The sequence below is a fragment of the Actinomadura madurae genome (assembly GCF_900115095.1).
Lineage (GTDB): Bacteria > Actinomycetota > Actinomycetes > Streptosporangiales > Streptosporangiaceae > Spirillospora > Spirillospora madurae.
In genome coordinates this window covers 1-17,760 of sequence record NZ_FOVH01000004.1, presented here as the reverse complement: position 1 = coordinate 17,760, position 17,760 = coordinate 1, and the positions used below count along the sequence as shown (strand labels likewise).

The window sequence follows — 17,760 nt, the reverse complement described above, 5'->3', positions numbered from 1 at the left end:
TGCCGCTTTTCCCGCGGCGTGACCGGAACGGGCGCGGGCGGGTGGCCGGATACACGGATCACGGTCCGGAACCGGACAATCTGGGTTTCGATTGCTTTGTTACCAATGGGGAACTTGGTGTTGAATTGCCCGGGTGAAGCGTCGAACCGACCGGGCCATCGCCATCTCCGCCGTGACCGCGGTGGCCGTCGTGCCCACGGCGATCCTGATGGTGGTCAAGGTCGGGGGCGACGGCCCGAAGGACGGCGGCGCGCCGCCGCCCGCCGCGAACATGGCGCAGCGGGATCCCGCGAACCCCAACGGCTCGGCGTCCGGCACGGTCACGCCGGGCGCGCCCGGCGCGCCGGGCTCCGGGACGGGCGCGGGCGCCAGGCCGGGAACCCCCGGATCCGGGGGCGGGGGCGCCGCGCACGGGCTGCCGACGGCACCGCCGCAGCCGGGCCCCAGCCTGAACTCCTTCACCCGCAAGACGGACATGAAGGTGACCATCGGGTCGGACGGCGACTACCGGCACGCCACCGAGACCGCCACGTTCACCCTGTACCCGAAGTTCGCGATGAACGCCGTCGGCGTGACGCGGGCGATGCGGGGCGGCGAGCTCAGCAAGATCACCCAGAAGGTGATCGTGCAGGGCAACGTCCTCAAGGGCTTCGACGGGCAGAAGTGGACGCGGTCGACGCTGACCGCGGCGCAGCTCGGCACGCTGCAGAGCGGCTCCGACCCGCGGCAGTTCACCTTCATGATCGGGACGCTGCCCGGCATGACCGCGAGCGGGCCGGACGCGTCCGGCAACACCCGCTTCACCGCGCAGGCGCTGATGGGCAGCGTGTACGCGCTGCTGCCGAGGGACGCGGCGGCGGAGATGCGCAAGTGGGTCCCGGACAGCGCCGGCTGCGGGCTCGACCTGTGGGCCGACAGCAAGGCCCGCCCGACCACGATCGCGCTGAACGCGCAGGCGCCGGGCGCCGCCCTCACCGGCTCGATGAGCTTCGGCTCCTACCGCTGACGCCGGCGCCGCCGGGTGGCCGAACGGCGCCCCGGCGGCTACGCCGTTGGTCGTACGGTGCGAGGGTCCGTTCGTACCACCGGGGGATGTGGCGACGTTGGCGCCTCGGGACACTGGGTAACACCAGCAGGGCGACAAGGGAGGCTCAACCCTCATGAACCGACGACTCGTGGTGGCGGCCGGAGGCACCGCCGTGGGCGCCGCTCTCCTCCTGTCCGGATGCAACGGGGACGGGTCGGAGACCAACACCGGCAACATGAAACTGACCGCCGGGCAGGCGCTCCTGAAGGCATCCGAGAAGACCGGCAAGACCGACACGTTCAAGGCCGACCTGACCGTGACGGGCACCGGCGACGGCGGCGGCAAGATCCACGCCAACGGGCAGTTCCGGCTGCGTCCCTCGCTGGAGTTCAGCGCGAAGCTGGACGAGTTCAGCAAGAACGGGCAGACCGTCCCGGGCGCCAAGGGCCAGGCGGTCTACAAGGGCAACGTGCTGTACGCGAAGGTCCCGCAGCTCGCCCAGTTCGTCAGCGGCGGCAAGCCGTGGGTGAAGATCGACGTGAACCAGGTCGCGCAGCGCACCGGGTTCGACGTGCAGAGCCTGGTCAGCCAGGTGCAGAAGGTGGACCCGGCCGAGCAGACGAAGATGTTCACCGGTTCCAAGGACGCCCGCCGGGTCGGCACCGAGACGGTCGACGGCGTCAAGACCACGCACTACACCGGGACGGTGACCGTCGACGACGCGCTGAAGCGGCTCGACGCGCAGTCGCGCGAGAAGGTCGGGCAGTGGCTGCCGAAGGACCGCGCCAACAGCAAGATCAACTTCGATCTGTGGACGGACGGGAGCAACCTGCCGCGCAAGCTGGTGTCCAAGGCGACCGGCACCGGGGGCGAGAACGGCACCGTGACCGTCCTCTACAGCGACTACGGCAAGTCGTTCGACGTGAACACGCCGCCCTCCGACCAGGTGGGCGAGCTGACGATCGGCAACCTGTTCGGCGGCAACTAGAAACGGGGTGAACCTCGGCGGTCTCCTTCGCGTCTCATGTACCGTTCGGCCCCATCGTCCGGGCCGCCCAGAGACCAAGGAGACCCCCCACGATGATCCGTCGTTTCGCCGCAGGCGCGGCGCTGGCCACCGGCCTCGCCCTCTCGCTGACCGGCTGTCTCGGGGACGCCGGGAAGACGGTGGACGAGGCCGGCAAGGGACTCAAGCTGTCGGCCGCGCAGGTCCTCGGCAAGACCGCCGAGAAGACCGGCAAGATCGACTCCTTCCAGGCCGACATGTCGATGGAGATGACCGGATCGTCCGACGGGAACATGTCGGCGACCGGCACGATGCAGTACCGCACGAAGCCCGACCTGGCCTACAGCATGAACTTCGCGCAGATGACCGTCGCGGGCCAGTCGATGTCCGGCATGGAGCAGCGGCTGGTGGGCCGGACCATGTACATGAAGATGCCGGCGCTGAACCAGCTCGGCGGCGGCTCCGGCAAGCCGTGGCTCAAGATCTCGCTGGACGAGCTGGGCCGCAAGTCGGGCATGAACATCGATGAGCTGCTCCAGCAGTCCCAGCAGATGGACCCGGTGCAGAACACCAAGATGCTGACGGCGTCCAAGGACGCGCGCGAGGTCGGCAAGGAGATGGTCGACGGCGTCGAGACGACCCACTACACGGGGACGTACCGGATGGAGGACGCGATCGCGAAGCTGTCCCCGGAGACGCAGGAGGCCTACCGCAAGAGCGTCGGCACGACCGGCATGGAGGCCATGCACTTCGACCTGTGGGTGGACGGCCAGCAGGTGCCGCGCAAGATGACGATGAAGTCGCAGCAGACGTCGGCCGGCACGATGACCATGACGATGAAGTACCGCGACTTCGGCAAGCCGGTGCAGATCACCGAGCCGCCGGCGAGCGAGGTCACCGACTTCGGCGAGCTGATGAGCCGGCTCGGGAGCGGCTCCGGCCTTCCCGGCAGCTGATCGCCCGCCCGTCTTCCGCGCCGAGGGACCGCACCCCGCATGGGGCGCGGTCCCTCGTTCGTGTCCGCCGATTTGGTCTACCCGGGGGACGCACGTATCCTGTTCCGTGCCGAAGACCGCCGGTCGTCACTTCTCTGAGGTGACCGAAGGACCCGACACCCGTTCGGGCGGCCTGCGTAGGTGAGACGAGAGCTTCCCGCATGGCCTCCGTGCCGTGCCTGGACGCCCCGTGCGCCTGCGCCGGGGCGTTTTTTGGTGGACCCGCATCGCCGTCCCCCGGGACGGCCGCGGGTCGGACCACCCAGGTAATCGGAAGGAGGGCTATGGCCAAGGCCCACAAGGACGCGGCGATCGCCGAGCTCAAGAGCGAGTTCGAGAGCTCCAACGGCGCCGTGCTCACCGAGTACCGCGGGCTTTCCGTCGCGCAGGTCAAGGAGCTGCGCGACAACCTCGGCGAGACCGCGCGGTTCCGCGTGGTGAAGAACACGCTGACCAAGCGCGCCGCGAACGAGGCCGGTGTCGACGAGCGGTTCCGTGACCTGCTCGAAGGCCCGTCGGCCATCGCGTTCGTCCGCGGCGACGTGGTCGAGGCCGCCAAGGGCCTGCGCGACTTCGCCAAGGCGCACCCGATGCTGGTGATCAAGGGCGGCTTCATCGACGGTCAGTCGATGGACGCGGCCGAGGTCACCAAGCTCGCGGACCTCGAGTCGCGCGAGGTGCTCCTCGCGAAGCTGGCCGGTGCGATGAAGGGCTCGATGGCGAACGCCGCCGCGCTGTTCAACGCGCTGCCGACGCAGGCCGCCCAGCTCGCCGAGGCGCTGCGCGCCAAGCGCGAGTCCGAGGGCGAGGCCGCCGAGGCGCCGGCCGCCGAGGCGCCCGCCGAGTAGGCACACCCGCGGTCCAGTAATCCCCAGTTCTCAAGCCATAGCGGAGGAAAGATCATGGCGAAGCTCAGCACCGACGACCTGCTCGACGCGTTCAAGGAGATGACCCTCCTCGAGCTCTCCGAGTTCGTGAAGCAGTTCGAGGACGTCTTCGACGTCAAGGCCGCCGCGCCGGTCGCGGCCGTCGCCGCCGCGCCGGGCGTTCCGGCCGCCGCCGGTGGCGAGGAGGCCGCCGCGCAGGACGAGTTCGACGTCATCCTTGAGGGTGCCGGCGACAAGAAGATCCAGGTCATCAAGGAGGTTCGCGCCCTGACGAGCCTCGGCCTGAAGGAGGCCAAGGACCTGGTCGACGGCGCGCCGAAGCCGCTGCTGGAGAAGGTCAACAAGGAGACGGCCGACAAGGCCAAGGAGGCCCTGGAGAAGGCCGGCGCCTCGGTCACCGTCAAGTAACCGGTTCACATGACCGGAGCCCGCGCGGCTCCACCGCTCTCCAGGGAGGCGGTCACCCCGGTCGGGGTGGCCGCCTCCTTCGCGTCCCGGCTCGCGGGGCTTGTCGTGGAGCGTGAAGGGTGGGATGGAGGCGCGTCCGTTTTCTGTGCCGAGGTGACAAACGCCTGTGGAAAACCGTGCGCCCCGGCGGGTTGTGCGGTTTCCGGTCCCGGGCGTAGCGTCCCGTTCTGACGCTGGGGTCACATCCGGCCGCGCACGCCCCACCGGTGACGGTGGGACGTCCGGTCGCAGCCGTCGGTCGGCACCTCCCTTGAGACGCCGGTTCTTGGACCACTAGTCTCATTGGCGCTGTAAGTAACGATTGTCTTACGACGTCGCATTTAGCTGCTGATCTGGGCAGGAACCCCTTCCTTTTGGACGGGGGGCCGCTACGGTAGTGGAACCCGTCTCGGCTACCGGACGGTAGCAACACGGCGGACACACGGTGTGACGACAGAAAGAGCCTGAGTGCTACTCGCTCATTGGTTCGGGATTCCCCCGGCCTGGACGAAAGGTGACGAGTGGGCGTCGAGATCAGAGTCGAGGGCCTGACGAAGTCCTTCGGCCGCCAGGTGATCTGGCAGGACGTGTCGCTGACCATCCCCGCAGGGGAGATCTCCGTTCTCCTGGGTCCGTCCGGTACCGGCAAGTCGGTCTTCCTGAAGTCGCTCGTGGGGCTGCTCAAGCCCGACCGCGGGCACATCTGGATCGGCGACCGGGACCTGCCCTACCTGCCCGAGTCGCAGCTGTACGACACCCGGAAGCTGTTCGGCGTCCTCTTCCAGGACGGCGCGCTGTTCGGCTCGATGAACCTCTTCGACAACATCGCCTTCCCGCTCCGCGAGCACACCAAGAAGTCCGAGTCCGAGGTCAAGCGCATCGTCCTCGAGAAGATGGAGATGGTCGGCCTCCTCGGCGCCGAGCACAAGCTCCCCGGCGAGATCTCCGGCGGCATGAAGAAGCGCGCGGGCCTCGCCCGCGCCCTCGTGCTCGACCCCGAGATCCTCCTGGTGGACGAGCCGGACTCCGGCCTCGACCCGGTCCGCACCGCGTTCCTGAACCAGGTCTTCATCGACCTCAACGCGCAGATCGGCGCGACGTTCCTGATCGTCACCCACGACATCAACACCGCCCGGACCGTGCCCGACAACATCGGCCTGCTGTACCAGCGGCACCTGGCGATGTTCGGGCCCCGGGAGATGCTGCTGTCCAGCGAGGAGCCGGTCGTCCGGCAGTTCCTCAACGCCAGCAAGGTCGGCCCCATCGGCATGTCCGAGGAGAAGGACGAGTCCGAGCTGGAGGCCGAGGCCAAGATGGGCCTCGACTCCGGCAAGCTGCCCCCCATCCCGCCGCAGCAGATGCCGAGCAACGGGCTGCTGCGCTCCGGGATGCACGCGCCCGGCGCCTGGTGCGCCGCGCACGGCGTCACCCCGCCGCCCGGCTCGTTCATCGACGACCTCGGCCGCAACTGGGTGGAGGAGTGGCCGCGGTACGTGGCGTCCATGGCGCCGGTCGGCGCCCCGGCCGGCGGCGCGCACGGGGCGCCCGGCGGCATGCCCCCCGCGGGCCCGCCCCCCGGCGGCCCCGGCCGCTTCCCCGGCAACCCGCCGCCCGGACAGCCAGGGGCGGGTGCAGGGTACTGATGTCCACTCCTGACACCGGCATCGGCGCGGGCCGGCCAGGGGGCGGGAAAGGCGGAGGCTCCTCCGCGTCGTTCCGGAAGGTCGGGGACGGCGCGGTCAACGTCCTCGTCAAGGAGCCGGGACGGTTCTTCGCCCTCTGCCTGGACGTGGGCCGCGCGCTGTTCAAGTGGCCGTTCCAGTGGCGCGAGTTCATCCAGCAGGCCTGGTTCATCGTCAGCGTCACCGTCGTGCCGACCATGCTGGTCGCGATCCCGTTCGGCGGCGTCCTGTCGTTGCAGGTCGGCGGGCTGATCCGGCAGCTCGGCGCGCAGTCCTACACCGGCGCGACCGCGGTGGTCGCGATCGTCCGGGAAGCCAGCCCGCTGGTCACCTCGCTGCTGGTGGCGGGCGCCGCCGGGTCGGCGATGTGCGCCGACATCGGGTCCCGGAAGATCCGCGAGGAGATCGACGCGATGGAGGTGCTGGGCATCAACCCGCTGCACCGCCTCGTGGTGCCGCGGATGCTCGCCTGCGCGTTCGTCGCGCTGTTCCTCAACGGGCTGGTGTCGGTGGTCGGCCTGCTCGGCGGCTACTTCTTCAACGTGATGCTCCAGGGCGGCACCCCCGGCGCCTACCTGGCGTCGTTCAACGCGATCGCGCAGCTTCCCGACCTGCTGCAGGCCGAGTTCAAGGCGTTCGTGTTCGGCATCACCGCCGGCCTGGTCGCGGCCTACAAGGGCCTGAACGCCAAGGGCGGGCCGAAGGGCGTCGGCGACGCGGTCAACCAGACCGTGGTCATCACGTTCATGCTGCTCTTCCTGGAGAACTTCCTGATCTCCACCCTGTACTTCCAGTTCGTCCCGTCGAAGGGGATGTGATGGCCACCCCCGGAAAGACGGGAAAAGCGGTCTCGCGGGTGGTGAGCGCGCCGCTGGACCGGTTGGACGACTTCGGTCACCAGATGTCGTTCTACGCCCGCGCGTTCGCGTGGGTGTTCCGGGTGTTGCGCCGCTACCGCACCGAGGTGCTGCGGCTGCTCGCCGAGGTGAGCCTCGGCACCGGCGGCCTCGCGGTGATCGGCGGCTCGGTGGTGATCGTCGGCTTCATGACGTTCTTCACCGGCAGCCAGGTCGGCCTGCAGGGCTATGAGTCCCTGAACCAGATCGGCACCGCCGCGTTCACCGGGTTCGTCGCGTCCTACTTCAACACGCGCGAGATCGCGCCGCTGGTGTCGGCGCTGGCGCTGTCGGCGACGGTCGGCTGCGGATTCACCGCGCAGCTCGGCGCGATGCGGATCTCGGACGAGATCGACGCGCTGGAGGTCATGGCCGTCCCGTCGATGCCGTTCCTCGTCACCACCCGGATGCTGGCCGGGATGATCGCGGTCATCCCGCTGTACATCGTGGGCCTGCTCGCCTCCTATGGCGCGACGCGGGTGATCGTGACGATGTTCTACGGCCAGTCGACCGGCACCTACGACCATTATTTCCATTTGTTCCTACCGCCGTACGACATCCTATGGTCGTTCGGCAAAGTGATCATTTTCGCGGTGCTGGTGATGCTGATCCACTGCTATTACGGCTACCACGCGAGCGGCGGACCGGCGGGCGTCGGCGTCGCGGTGGGCCGCGCGGTGCGCACCAGCATCGTGGTGATCAACGTGGCGGACCTGCTGCTCGGCATGGCGATCTGGGGCACTACCACCACAGTGCGGATCGCGGGGTAGCACGATGAGCGAACGCGTGCGTTACCGGGTGCTCGGGATCTCGATGGTCATCGTGATCGCCCTGCTGCTGGCGCTGACCGTGGCGCTGTTCAACAAGGCGTTCACGCCGGTGCTCGAGGTGACGGTGAAGAGCGAGCGGGCGGGCCTGCAGCTGCTGCCGCACTCGGACGTCAAGGTGCGCGGGCTGATCGTCGGGGAGGTGCGCGACACCGACGCCACCGCCGAGGGCGCGACGCTCCACCTGGCGCTCGACCCGGACAAGGCGAAGCTGGTCCCGCGCAACGTGCAGGCGCGGCTGCTGCCGAAGACGCTGTTCGGCGAGAAGTACGTGGACCTGCAGATCCCGGCGCAGGCGGGCCCGCTGGGCCTGCGCGAGGGCCAGGTGATCCAGCAGGACCGCTCGCAGGCCGCCGTCGAGATCGACAAGGTGCTGAACGACCTGCTCCCGCTGCTGCAGGCGGTGAAGCCGGCGCAGCTGAACGCGACGCTGAACGCGCTGGCGACGGCGCTGCAGGGCCGCGGCGACCAGATCGGCCGCAACATCGAGGAGGCGGACGAGCTGCTGCGCAAGATCAACCCGCAGCTCGGCACGCTGGTGCACGACCTGCACGGCCTCGCGGACGTGTCCGACATCTACCACTCCGCGGCGCCCGACCTGATCCAGACGCTGCGCAACCTCAACGTGACCAGCCGGACGATAACCGACAAGACGGCGACCATCGAGCAGCTGATCCCGGCGACGACCGCGCTCGCGCAGGACGGCGACGTGTTCATGCGGCACAACGCCCCGAAGATCATCGGTTTCAACATCGCGAACCGGGACGGGCTGGACCTGGTCGCCCGGTACTCGCCGTCGCTGCCGTGCGTGTTCGCCGGGCTGATGAAGCTCAAGCCGGAGGCCGAGCGGGTGGCCGGCGCGGGCGGGTCGAAGACCTTCAACCTGACCGTGGAGATCGTCAAGCCGCGGCCGGGCTACAAGTACCCGCTGGACAAGCCGGAGGCCAGGGACCAGCGCAACCCGCGCTGCTACGGCCTGCCGAACCCGAAGGTGCCCTCGCCCGACTACCTGGCGCTGGACGGGACGCAGGACGACCTGTGGTGGAAGAACCCCGATGACCCGAACGGCGGCGGCCGGGGCCGGGCGCTGTCCAACGTCTTCGTGGACCCGGGATCGATGAGCGAGAAGGAAAAGATCAAGAGCGTGCTCGGGCCGGCGACGCGGACCCCCGCCGACCAGCTGTCCGACGTCGCCGCGCTGATGTTCGGCCCGCTGCTCGCGGACGGATCGGTGGTGACGGTCAAGTGAGGACGACCAGCGCGGCGATCAAACTGGCGATCTTCGTGGTCATCACCTCGGTGGCCACCGGCACGCTGGCGATGACGATCTCCAACATGCGGTTCCGGGAGACGGCCACCTACAAGGCGGTCTTCACCGACGTGACCGGGCTGCTGGACAACGACGACGTCCGCGTCGCGGGCGTCCGGGTCGGCCAGATCGAGCACATCGAGCTGTACAAGGGGACCCAGGCGAGGGTCACGTTCAGCCTGGAGAAGGACGGCGTCTTCCAGGCGGGGCTGCCGTCGTCCACGCAGGCGCAGATCCGCTACCGCAACCTGATGGGACAGCGGTACCTCGCGCTGACCGACGGCGCCGGGCAGGCCAACGACTACCTCAAGCCCGGCGGGACGATCCCGGCCTCGCAGACCAAGCCGGCGCTGGACCTGACGACGCTGTTCAACGGCTTCCGGCCGCTGTTCACCGCGCTGGAGCCGAAGGACGTCAACACGCTCGCGATGCAGATCATTCAGGTGCTGCAGGGCGAGGGCGGGACGATCAACAGCCTGCTCGCGCACGTGGCGTCGCTGACCAACACGCTCGCCGACCGGGACAAGGTCATCGGCCGGGTGATCGACAACCTGAACACCGTGCTCGGCACCATCGACGAGCGGCACGCCGAGGTCAACCGGCTGATCACGGACCTGCGCGGGTTCGTCAGCGGGGTGTCCGGCGACCGCCAGGCGATCTTCGACTCGGTGTCGGCGATCAACGACCTGACCGGCACCACGCAGGACCTGCTCGCCGACGCCCGCCCGGACATCCGCGACGACATCGCCGGGCTGCGCAAGCTCACCGGGACGCTCGCCGCGAACGGCAAGGACATCGACGCGGGCCTGCGGCGGAGCCCGAAGCAGCTGGAGGGGCTGGTGAACATCTCCTCCTACGGCTCCTGGTTCAACATGTACATCTGCGGTCTCGACGCGCGGGTGCGGCTGCCCGGCGGACCGGTCTACCAGACGCCGGCGATCGTGAACGAGAACGCGAGGTGCAAGTAGATGAGGGTCTCGTTCCGGGAACGCAACCCGGTCCCCATCGCGCTCTCCGCGTTCGCGATCATCATCCTGGCGGTGGCGCTGGCGCTGAACCTGGACAGCATCCCGCTCATCTCCGGCGGCCGGACCCACACCGCCGCGTTCAAGGAGGCGGCGGGGCTGAAGGCCGACGAGGAGGTCCGCATCGCGGGCGTCAAGGTCGGCAAGGTCACCGCCGTCGAGCTGGACGGCGACCACGTCAAGGTCACCTTCCGGGTGGACGACGGCGTCAGGCTCGGCGACCGCACCGGCGCCGACATCAAGATCAAGACCGTGCTCGGCGCGCACTACGTGGCGCTGACGCCGCAGGGCCGGGGCAGGCTCGGCCGGCACATCCCGATCGAGCGGACGCACACCCCGTTCGAGATCGTGCCGGCGATCAGCGGGCTGACCGAGCGGATCGAGGACATCGACGTCCAGCAGGTCGCGAAGTCGTTCGACGTGCTGTCGGAGACGTTCAAGAACTCGCCGGAGGAGGTCCGGGCGTCGCTGCAGGGGCTGCGCCGGCTGTCCAACACGGTCGCCTCCCGCGACGACCAGCTGCACGAGCTGGCGGGCAAGGCCAAGAACGTCTCCCAGCTGCTCGCCGACCGCAACCAGGACTTCGCCGAGCTGGTTCAGGACGGCGACAAGGTGCTCCAGGCGGTGCAGGCCCGTCGCGCGGTCATCCACCAGCTCCTGATCAACACCGTCACCCTGTCGCAGCAGGTCAACGCGCTGATCAATGAGAACGAGAAGCAGCTGCGGCCGATGCTCGACAACCTGGCCAAGGTCAACAGGATCCTGCTGAAGAACCAGAACAACCTGGACCGGATCCTCCAGCTGTTCGCGCCGTTCGCCCGGCAGTTCTCCGACGTCACCGGCACCGGACGGTGGTTCGACTCGTGGATCCAGAACCTCCTCCCCATCCCCGCCTCGATCCAGGACCCCCAGAGCGGCGGCGGCGCCAAGACCAACAAGCAGGGCGGCCGGCAGGGCGGCGGCTCGTCCGGCACCGGCCAGACCGGCAACGGCGGCGACAACCCGTTGCCCTTCCTCCCGTGAGCAGGCAGGTCACCCGTGCGTAGTTCAGCGACCATCCTCCGCCTCGGCGGCGCGATCCTCGCCGTCGCGGTGCTGGCGGCCGCGCTCCTGCTGGTCTTCCAGGAGCCGAAGCAGCGCCACCTGACGGTGTACTTCACCAAGACGGTCGGCCTGTACAAGGGCGCCGACGTCCGCATCCTCGGCATCCCGGTCGGCGAGGTCACGAGCGTCGAGCCGGTGGGCGACTCGGTGAAGGTCGGGCTGAGGTACGAGGCCAAGTACAAGGTCCCGGCGAACGCGGAGGCCGTGATCGTCAACCAGAGCCTCGTCGCCGACCGCTACGTCCAGCTGGCACCCGTCTACAAGAGCGGCCCGGTCCTCGCCGACGGCGCGACCCTGACCACGAGCCGCACCCGCGTCCCGGTCGAGGTGGACCAGATCGGCGGCAGCCTGAACGAGCTGTCCAAGGCGCTCGGCCCGCAGGGCGCGAACGCGCCGGGCGCGGACGGCACCGGATCGCTGTCGCGGCTGCTCCAGGTCGGCGCCGCGAACCTGGACGGGCAGGGCGAGGACATCCGGCAGACGATCGCCGACGCGTCCAAGGCGCTCAGCACGCTGAGCACCGACCGCGGCGACGTGGCGGACACGATCAGGAACCTGCGGATCATCACCGACGCGATGAAGGCCAACGACCAGCAGATCAAGTCGTTCTCCACCCACCTGAACGGGGTGTCCGGGCAGCTGGCGGGGGAGAAGGAGGAGCTCAGCGCGGCCCTCAACACGCTGGCCCCGACGCTGCGGAACGTGCAGCGGTTCGTCAAGGACAACCGCGGCGAGCTGGCCTCCAACGTCCGGCAGCTCGCCCAGATCACCGGCGTGCTGGTGAAGGAGAAGGACGCGCTCGCCGAGATCCTGACGGCCGGCCCTCTCGCCGTGAACAACCTGGCCCGCGCCTACGACCCGATCAGCGGCACGATCCACACCCGCAACAACTTCCGCCAGTTCCACAACCTGGCCGACTGGATCTGCTCGCTGGCGTACTCGGTCGGCACGCCCGCCAAGGAGTGCCTCGACTTCGTCACGCCGTACAACGGCATCGGCAAGGCGCTGACGGGCTTCAGCCTCGACCTTTCCTGGATCACCGCGCTGACCACGCACTACGACCCGGTGCCGATCCCGCCGGACGCCTACGGCCCGCGGGGCCGGTCCGGCGGCGGCAAGACGAGCAAGAACGCCCGGACGAACAGGACGGCGACGGCCGGGGCGCAGAGCAAGCCCAACGACATCACCGCGCTGCTGCCTGGAGGTGGCCGATGAGCAGGACATGGCGCGCCCGCCGGCCCGCCGGCCGGCCCGTCCGGCGGGCACGGCTGTTCGGCGCCGCCGCGCTCGCGGGCGTGACGGCCCTGTCCGGCTGCTCGTTCAACGGCGTGGAGTCGCTCCCGCTGCCCGGCGGCCCCGACCTCGGCTCGAACCCCACCACCGTGAAGATCGAGTTCGCGAACGTGCTGGACCTCGTCCCGAAGTCCGCGGTCAAGGTGAACGACGTGTCGGTGGGCCGGGTCGAGAAGATCGAGCTGGAGGGGGAGAAGGGCGCGCCGGGCGCCGGCTGGCACGCCGTCGTCACGGTCAAGTTCCGCAAGGACGTCCGGCTCCCCGACAACGCCCTCGCGACCATCGGCCAGACCAGCCTGCTCGGCGAGAAGTTCGTGCAGCTGGAGCCGCCGAAGAACGAGGCGCCGTCCGGGACGCTGGAGAACGACGACCTGATCCCGCTGAACCGCACCACCCGCGGCACCGAGATCGAAGAGGTGCTGTCGGCCATGTCGCTGCTGCTGAACGGCGGCGGCCTGGAGCAGGTCTCCACGATCAGCCACGAGCTGCAGGCCGCGATGGGCGGCCGGGAGTCGACGATCCGGTCCGTGCTGCAGCGGGTCAACACCTTCGCCGGGACGCTGGACCGCAACCGCGCCGCGATCACCCGGGCGCTGGACAGCATCGACCGGCTGAGCGGCAAGCTGGCGGCCGAGCGCAAGACGATCCAGGACACCATCGACGAGACGGGTCCCGCGATCGCCGTCCTCAACCGCAACCGCGCCGACCTCACCAAGATGCTGGTCGCGCTGAACAAGCTCAGCCGCACCACCACCAACGTGATCAACCGCTCCAAGGCCGACATGCTGGCCAACCTTCAGGACCTCGACACGATCCTGCGGAACCTCAACAAGGCTGGCTCCGACCTGCCGAAGTCGCTGGAGACGCTGATCACCTTCCCGTTCCCGTCCACGTTCCACAACGTCATCGAGGGCGACTACGGCAACGTGCGGCTGACCGTCGACCTGGACTTCGAGTCCATCGCGCAGAACCTGCTCGGCGGCACCGACCTGGAGGGCCTGCTGGGCAGCGGGCGACAGATGCGCAGCATGCTCCAGGTGCCGAACGTGACGCTGCCGGACTCGCCGCTCGGCGTGCTGCCGCAGATGCCGTCCGGCGGTTCCGGCGGCGGGCTGCCGGGCCTGCCCGGCGGCTCCCAGGTCCCGGGGCAGACGCCGGGCGGCACGAACCAGCAGGGGCGCCCGGGGGCGTTCGCCCCGCCATCCGATGACGGCGGTCTGCGGACCCTGATGACGGGGGGCCTGTCGTGATCCTCAAGCGCGGCGTCATCCTCCAGCTGATCGCCTTCGCGGTGATCACCATCGTCGGCGTGACGATCGTGTCGGTGAACTACATCGGCCTCGGCCGCGGCCTGCTCGGCAAGCAGTACACGGCCTACGTCGACCTCACCGACTCCGGCGGCGTGTTCACCAACGCCGAGGTCACCTACCGGGGCGTCCCGGTCGGGCGGGTCGGGCCGATCGAGCTGACCAAGGACGGCATCCGGGTCAAGCTGCTCCTGGAGCGCGGCGAGCGGATCCCGCGCGACGGCACGAAGGCCGTCGTGGCGAACCGGTCCGCGGTCGGCGAACAGTACATCGACCTGGAGCCCACCAAGAAGTCCGGGCCCTACCTGCACGAGGGCGACCCCTACACGATCCCGCGCGAGCGCACCACGCTGCCGGTGTCGACCGCCGAGCTGCTGCGCAACGTCGACGCGCTCGTCGGCTCGGTGAACACCAAGGACCTCGGCGTCATCGTGGACGAGCTGGACAAGGCGTTCTCCGGCTCCGCGTCCGACCTCCAGTCGATCCTGGACGACACCGACCGGCTGCTGAAGACCGCCAACGAGGCCTACCCGGACACCGAGCGGCTGCTCGACAACAGCGTGACCGTCCTGGACACCCAGCGCGGGCAGGCCACCAACATCCGCGGCTTCGCCCGCAACCTCAACGAGCTGACCACCTCGCTCCGCAACGACGACCCGGCGCTGCGCAAGACGATCGACAACGCCCCCGGCGCGGTGAGCGAGACGCACAAGGCCATCAACCAGCTCGCGCCGACGCTGCCCGTCCTGCTGGCGAACCTCACCACCACCGGCCAGATCATCGCCTCGCGCAAGGCCGGCCTGCGGTCGCTGTTCATCCTCTACCCGGTGACGGTCGCGGGCGCGTTCACCGTCACGCCCGGCGACGGGACCCAGCACCTGGGCCTCGCGCTGAACATCGACTCGCCGCCTCCCTGCACCAAGGGCTACGAGAAGACCAAGCACCGCTGGCCGCAGGACACGTCCAAGAAGAAGCCGCGCCTGGACGCCGGGTGCAAGCTCCCCCACAACGCGGAGAGCGCCGTGCGCGGCGCCCGCAACTTCCCGCCGGAGGACCTCGCGCCCTTCCCGCGGGTTCCGGCGGGCGCCACCGCCGGGGCCGGCTTCCCGGAGGGCGGCGCGACCGGCACGGACGGTGACGGCGGCACCGGCGGCTCGGACGGCGGCGGCAAGTCGCAGGCCAAGGGTTCGGGCGACGCCAAGGCCAAGGCCGCCGCCCCGACCGGGCAGCTGTCGGACGGCAACCTGCTCCTGTCGTATCCGGCGGATTCAGTGGAATTCGCTGGATACGATCCAACGACCGGTGCGGTCTACGGGCCCGACGGCAAGCGATACGTCATGCCGCGCAGCGCCGGAACACGCCAGTTGGGAGAGGAATCCTCGTGGAAGTGGCTCCTGCTCGGCCCGCTCAGCCAGTGAGGGGGAAGCGATGAGGCGCAGCCTGCCGATGACCGCCGCGATCGTGCTCGGCGTCGTCGTGGTCGGCCTCGCCATCGCCTCCGGCTGGCTCGGCGTGTCGTCCCTGCGCAACAAGGACGAGGCCGACCAGCGGGCGAAGGCGATCCAGTCGGCGCGGCAGATGGGGGTCAACCTGATGTCGGTCGACTCGGCCAACGCCCAGCGCGACCTGGACCGCATCGTGGCCGGCACCACCGGCGACTTCAAGAACAAGCTCGCGGGCCAGTCGAAGGCCTTCATGGACCAGGTGACCAAGGCCAAGGCCAAGGCGACGGTCAGTGACGTCGACGCCGCGCTGGTCTCCATGGACGGCGACTCCGCCGAGGTGATGGTCTCCCTCACCGGGACCGTGACCAACGACAAGGTGAAGAACGGCACGCCGCAGGGCTACCGGTATCAGATGGAGCTCACCCGGGTCGACGATCGCTGGCTCGTGTCCGGACTGGAGGTTGTCCCGTGACGATCAAGGCGGAGGAGCGGGCCGCCCGGGCCGCCGAGCGCGCGGCCAGGGCCGAGGAGCGGGCGGCGAAGGCCGAGGAGGCCGAGGAGGCCGCCCGGCTGGCGGAGGAGGCCGCCGCCAAGGCCCGGGAGGCCGCGCGGCTCGCCCAGATCGCCGCGGAGGAGGCCGCCGCCGAGGAGGCGGACGAGGAGCCCGAGGAAGAGCCCGAGGCGCCGTCCGGTGGCAAGTCCCAGAAGGCCCTCAAATCCTCCACGAAGTCCCGGCGCCCCCGGAAGGCCGCCGAAGTCGCGCCCGAGGGGGACGACGCGGCAGCGGAGCACTCAGAGGCCTCGGGAGCCGTCTCCGTTGACACGGAGGCCGAGGAGGACGCCGAAAGCGACGCCGACGCCGACGCCGACGCCGACGCGAAGGCGGAGGACGGCGACGCGGGCAAGGCCGAAGCCGCCGAGACCGACGACGAGGCGGACGACGACGAGAGCGACGAGGACGACGACGGGGACGAGGAGGCGAAGGCTTCCCGCCTCCGGTTCCGGAAGGCCGCCAGGGCCTCCGCGGCGGCGGACGACGAGCCCCGCGGCCGGTTCCGGGTGGGCGGCCTGTCCACGGTCCTCACCGTCCTGGTCGTCCTGGCGATCGCGCTCGGCGCCGGCACCACCGCGCTCGCTCTCAAGATCAAGGAGCAGAACGCGACCGAGGAGGCGTCCAAGCAGGCCGCGATCGCGGCCTCCCGCGCCGCCCAGAAGCTGTCCTCGTACGACTACCAGACGCTCGACGCCGACCTGAAGGCCGCGTCGGCGGCGACGACGGGCAAGCTGCACACCCAGTACGACAAGCTCGCCCAGCAGCTCCGGACGGTCGCCGTCCAGCAGCAGGCGGTCTCCAACACGACGGTGATCAAGACCGGCGTGGTGAGCGCGACGCCCGACAAGGTCGTCGCGCTCGTCTACGCCAACCGCTCGTCCGCGACCAAGGACGACAAGCAGCAGCGCCTCCCCGAGCCGCTGCGCATCAAGATGACGATGGTCAAGAAGGACGGCGCGTGGCTCGCCTCCGAGCTCACCGTCCTGTCCTGACCTGAGCGGGACCCCGAGTACGACCGAGCGGTCACCCGGTGCGCGGGTGGCCGCTCGATCGGTTTTTCCATGCCGTACCCGGCGGTAGGTGGCGAGTCTCTAAACTATGGCCTTCCTCACTGCAGGTCAGAGCCCGAAAAGTCCATGTCCGCTCTTGACTGAGAGGCGCTGAGGGGCGATGCTCCATGGCAACGTGATGCATACTGCGGCGCTAGAGTTGCGAGCGGTGTACCGGTCGGCTACACTGCCCCTTTGCGCTGCCCTCTGACTATCCGCGTGTGAGAGTACCCCTGTGAAGGTCCGTTTTGGGCCTCTTTGTGCAGGTCTCGGACGTGGATCGTCTGGCGTGCGTGTCGTCAGTTACGCCGCGAGCCCTCGGAAGGACCACTCTTGGCAGCCTCGCGCAACGCCTCGAATACCGCAACCGGTCCGAACCGCGTCTCCTTCGCGCGCATCAAGGAGCCGCTCGAAGTCCCGGACCTCCTTGCACTGCAGACCAACTCGTTCGACTGGCTGCTGGGCAACGAGAGGTGGAAGGCCCGGGTCGAGGCGGCCCAGAAGGCCGGTAGTAGGAGTGTCCCGACGCAGTCGGGGCTGGAGGAGATCTTCGAAGAGATCAGTCCGATCGAGGACTTCTCCGGGACGATGTCGCTGTCGTTCCGTGACCACCGGTTCGAACCGCCCAAGTACTCCGTGGAGGAGTGCAAGGACAAGGACATGACCTACTCCGCCCCGATGTTCGTCACGGCGGAGTTCATCAACAACACCACCGGTGAGATCAAGAGCCAGACGGTGTTCATGGGTGACTTCCCGTTGATGTCGCCCAAGGGCACCTTCATCATCAACGGGACCGAGCGGGTGGTGGTCTCCCAGCTGGTCCGCTCGCCCGGCGTGTACTTCGATCGGGCGCTGGACAAGGCGTCGGACAAGGACATCTACGGGTGCCGGGTGATCCCGAGCCGGGG

At 69.2% G+C, this 17,760-nt stretch carries 16 protein-coding genes and 1 pseudogene; all 17 read left to right on the top strand.

The features are described from left to right. Positions 1-133: 133 nt before the first annotated feature. Entirely contained in the window at positions 134-1,006 is an 873-nt protein-coding gene (locus BM339_RS12845; protein WP_075020983.1) for a hypothetical protein, read from the top strand. A 154-nt stretch (positions 1,007-1,160) separates the two neighbouring features. Next, positions 1,161-2,015 (top strand): SCO4651 family lipoprotein, encoded by an 855-nt coding sequence (locus tag BM339_RS12840; protein WP_033330069.1) that lies wholly within the window; start codon positions 1,161-1,163, stop codon positions 2,013-2,015. Positions 2,016-2,107: 92 nt separating this feature from the next. Next, positions 2,108-2,989 carry an SCO4651 family lipoprotein gene (locus BM339_RS12835; protein ID WP_021595680.1) on the top strand — a complete coding sequence of 294 codons (882 nt, stop codon included), beginning with the start codon at positions 2,108-2,110 and terminating at the stop codon, positions 2,987-2,989. 323 nt (positions 2,990-3,312) lie between these two features. Beyond that, a complete protein-coding gene (rplJ, locus tag BM339_RS12830; protein WP_021595681.1) occupies positions 3,313-3,876 on the top strand; it encodes a 50S ribosomal protein L10 in 564 nt (187 codons plus the stop codon). A 54-nt stretch (positions 3,877-3,930) separates the two neighbouring features. Continuing rightward, positions 3,931-4,323 (top strand): 50S ribosomal protein L7/L12, encoded by a 393-nt coding sequence (gene rplL / locus BM339_RS12825; protein ID WP_075020982.1) that lies wholly within the window; start codon positions 3,931-3,933, stop codon positions 4,321-4,323. 560 nt (positions 4,324-4,883) lie between these two features. Next, positions 4,884-6,005 (top strand): ABC transporter ATP-binding protein, encoded by a 1,122-nt coding sequence (locus tag BM339_RS12820; protein WP_021595683.1) that lies wholly within the window; start codon positions 4,884-4,886, stop codon positions 6,003-6,005. After that, positions 6,005-6,862: an MlaE family ABC transporter permease gene (locus BM339_RS12815; RefSeq protein WP_083597594.1), complete on the top strand. Its 858-nt coding sequence runs from the start codon at positions 6,005-6,007 to the stop codon at positions 6,860-6,862. Before BM339_RS12820 ends, BM339_RS12815 begins: the two co-directional genes overlap by 1 nt. Next, complete coding sequence (locus BM339_RS12810) at positions 6,862-7,710, top strand: MlaE family ABC transporter permease (protein WP_021595685.1); 849 nt, start codon at positions 6,862-6,864, stop codon at positions 7,708-7,710. Before BM339_RS12815 ends, BM339_RS12810 begins: the two co-directional genes overlap by 1 nt. Positions 7,711-7,714: 4 nt before the next feature. After that, positions 7,715-9,016 carry an MCE family protein gene (locus BM339_RS12805; protein ID WP_075020981.1) on the top strand — a complete coding sequence of 434 codons (1,302 nt, stop codon included), beginning with the start codon at positions 7,715-7,717 and terminating at the stop codon, positions 9,014-9,016. Then, complete coding sequence (locus tag BM339_RS12800) at positions 9,013-10,044, top strand: MCE family protein (RefSeq protein WP_021595687.1); 1,032 nt, start codon at positions 9,013-9,015, stop codon at positions 10,042-10,044. The genes BM339_RS12805 and BM339_RS12800 overlap by 4 nt, the downstream gene beginning before the upstream one ends. Beyond that, the gene (locus tag BM339_RS12795) at positions 10,045-11,124 is read left to right on the top strand and encodes an MCE family protein (protein WP_021595688.1); all 1,080 of its coding nucleotides are present in this window, start codon (positions 10,045-10,047) and stop codon (positions 11,122-11,124) included. 15 nt (positions 11,125-11,139) lie between these two features. Then, positions 11,140-12,420 carry an MCE family protein gene (locus BM339_RS12790; RefSeq protein ID WP_021595689.1) on the top strand — a complete coding sequence of 427 codons (1,281 nt, stop codon included), beginning with the start codon at positions 11,140-11,142 and terminating at the stop codon, positions 12,418-12,420. Then, positions 12,417-13,748, top strand: a complete 1,332-nt coding sequence (locus BM339_RS12785; RefSeq protein WP_021595690.1) for an MCE family protein — start codon at positions 12,417-12,419, stop codon at positions 13,746-13,748. The genes BM339_RS12790 and BM339_RS12785 overlap by 4 nt, the downstream gene beginning before the upstream one ends. Next, positions 13,745-15,223: an MCE family protein gene (locus BM339_RS12780; protein WP_075020980.1), complete on the top strand. Its 1,479-nt coding sequence runs from the start codon at positions 13,745-13,747 to the stop codon at positions 15,221-15,223. The genes BM339_RS12785 and BM339_RS12780 overlap by 4 nt, the downstream gene beginning before the upstream one ends. A gap of 10 nt (positions 15,224-15,233) precedes the next feature. Then, positions 15,234-15,722 carry a nuclear transport factor 2 family protein gene (locus tag BM339_RS12775; RefSeq protein WP_021595692.1) on the top strand — a complete coding sequence of 163 codons (489 nt, stop codon included), beginning with the start codon at positions 15,234-15,236 and terminating at the stop codon, positions 15,720-15,722. Next, a complete protein-coding gene (locus BM339_RS49785; RefSeq protein WP_075020979.1) occupies positions 15,719-16,795 on the top strand; it encodes a hypothetical protein in 1,077 nt (358 codons plus the stop codon). The genes BM339_RS12775 and BM339_RS49785 overlap by 4 nt, the downstream gene beginning before the upstream one ends. A 390-nt stretch (positions 16,796-17,185) precedes the next feature. Beyond that, positions 17,186-17,760: pseudogene (locus tag BM339_RS12765) on the top strand (DNA-directed RNA polymerase subunit beta); the annotation flags it as partial.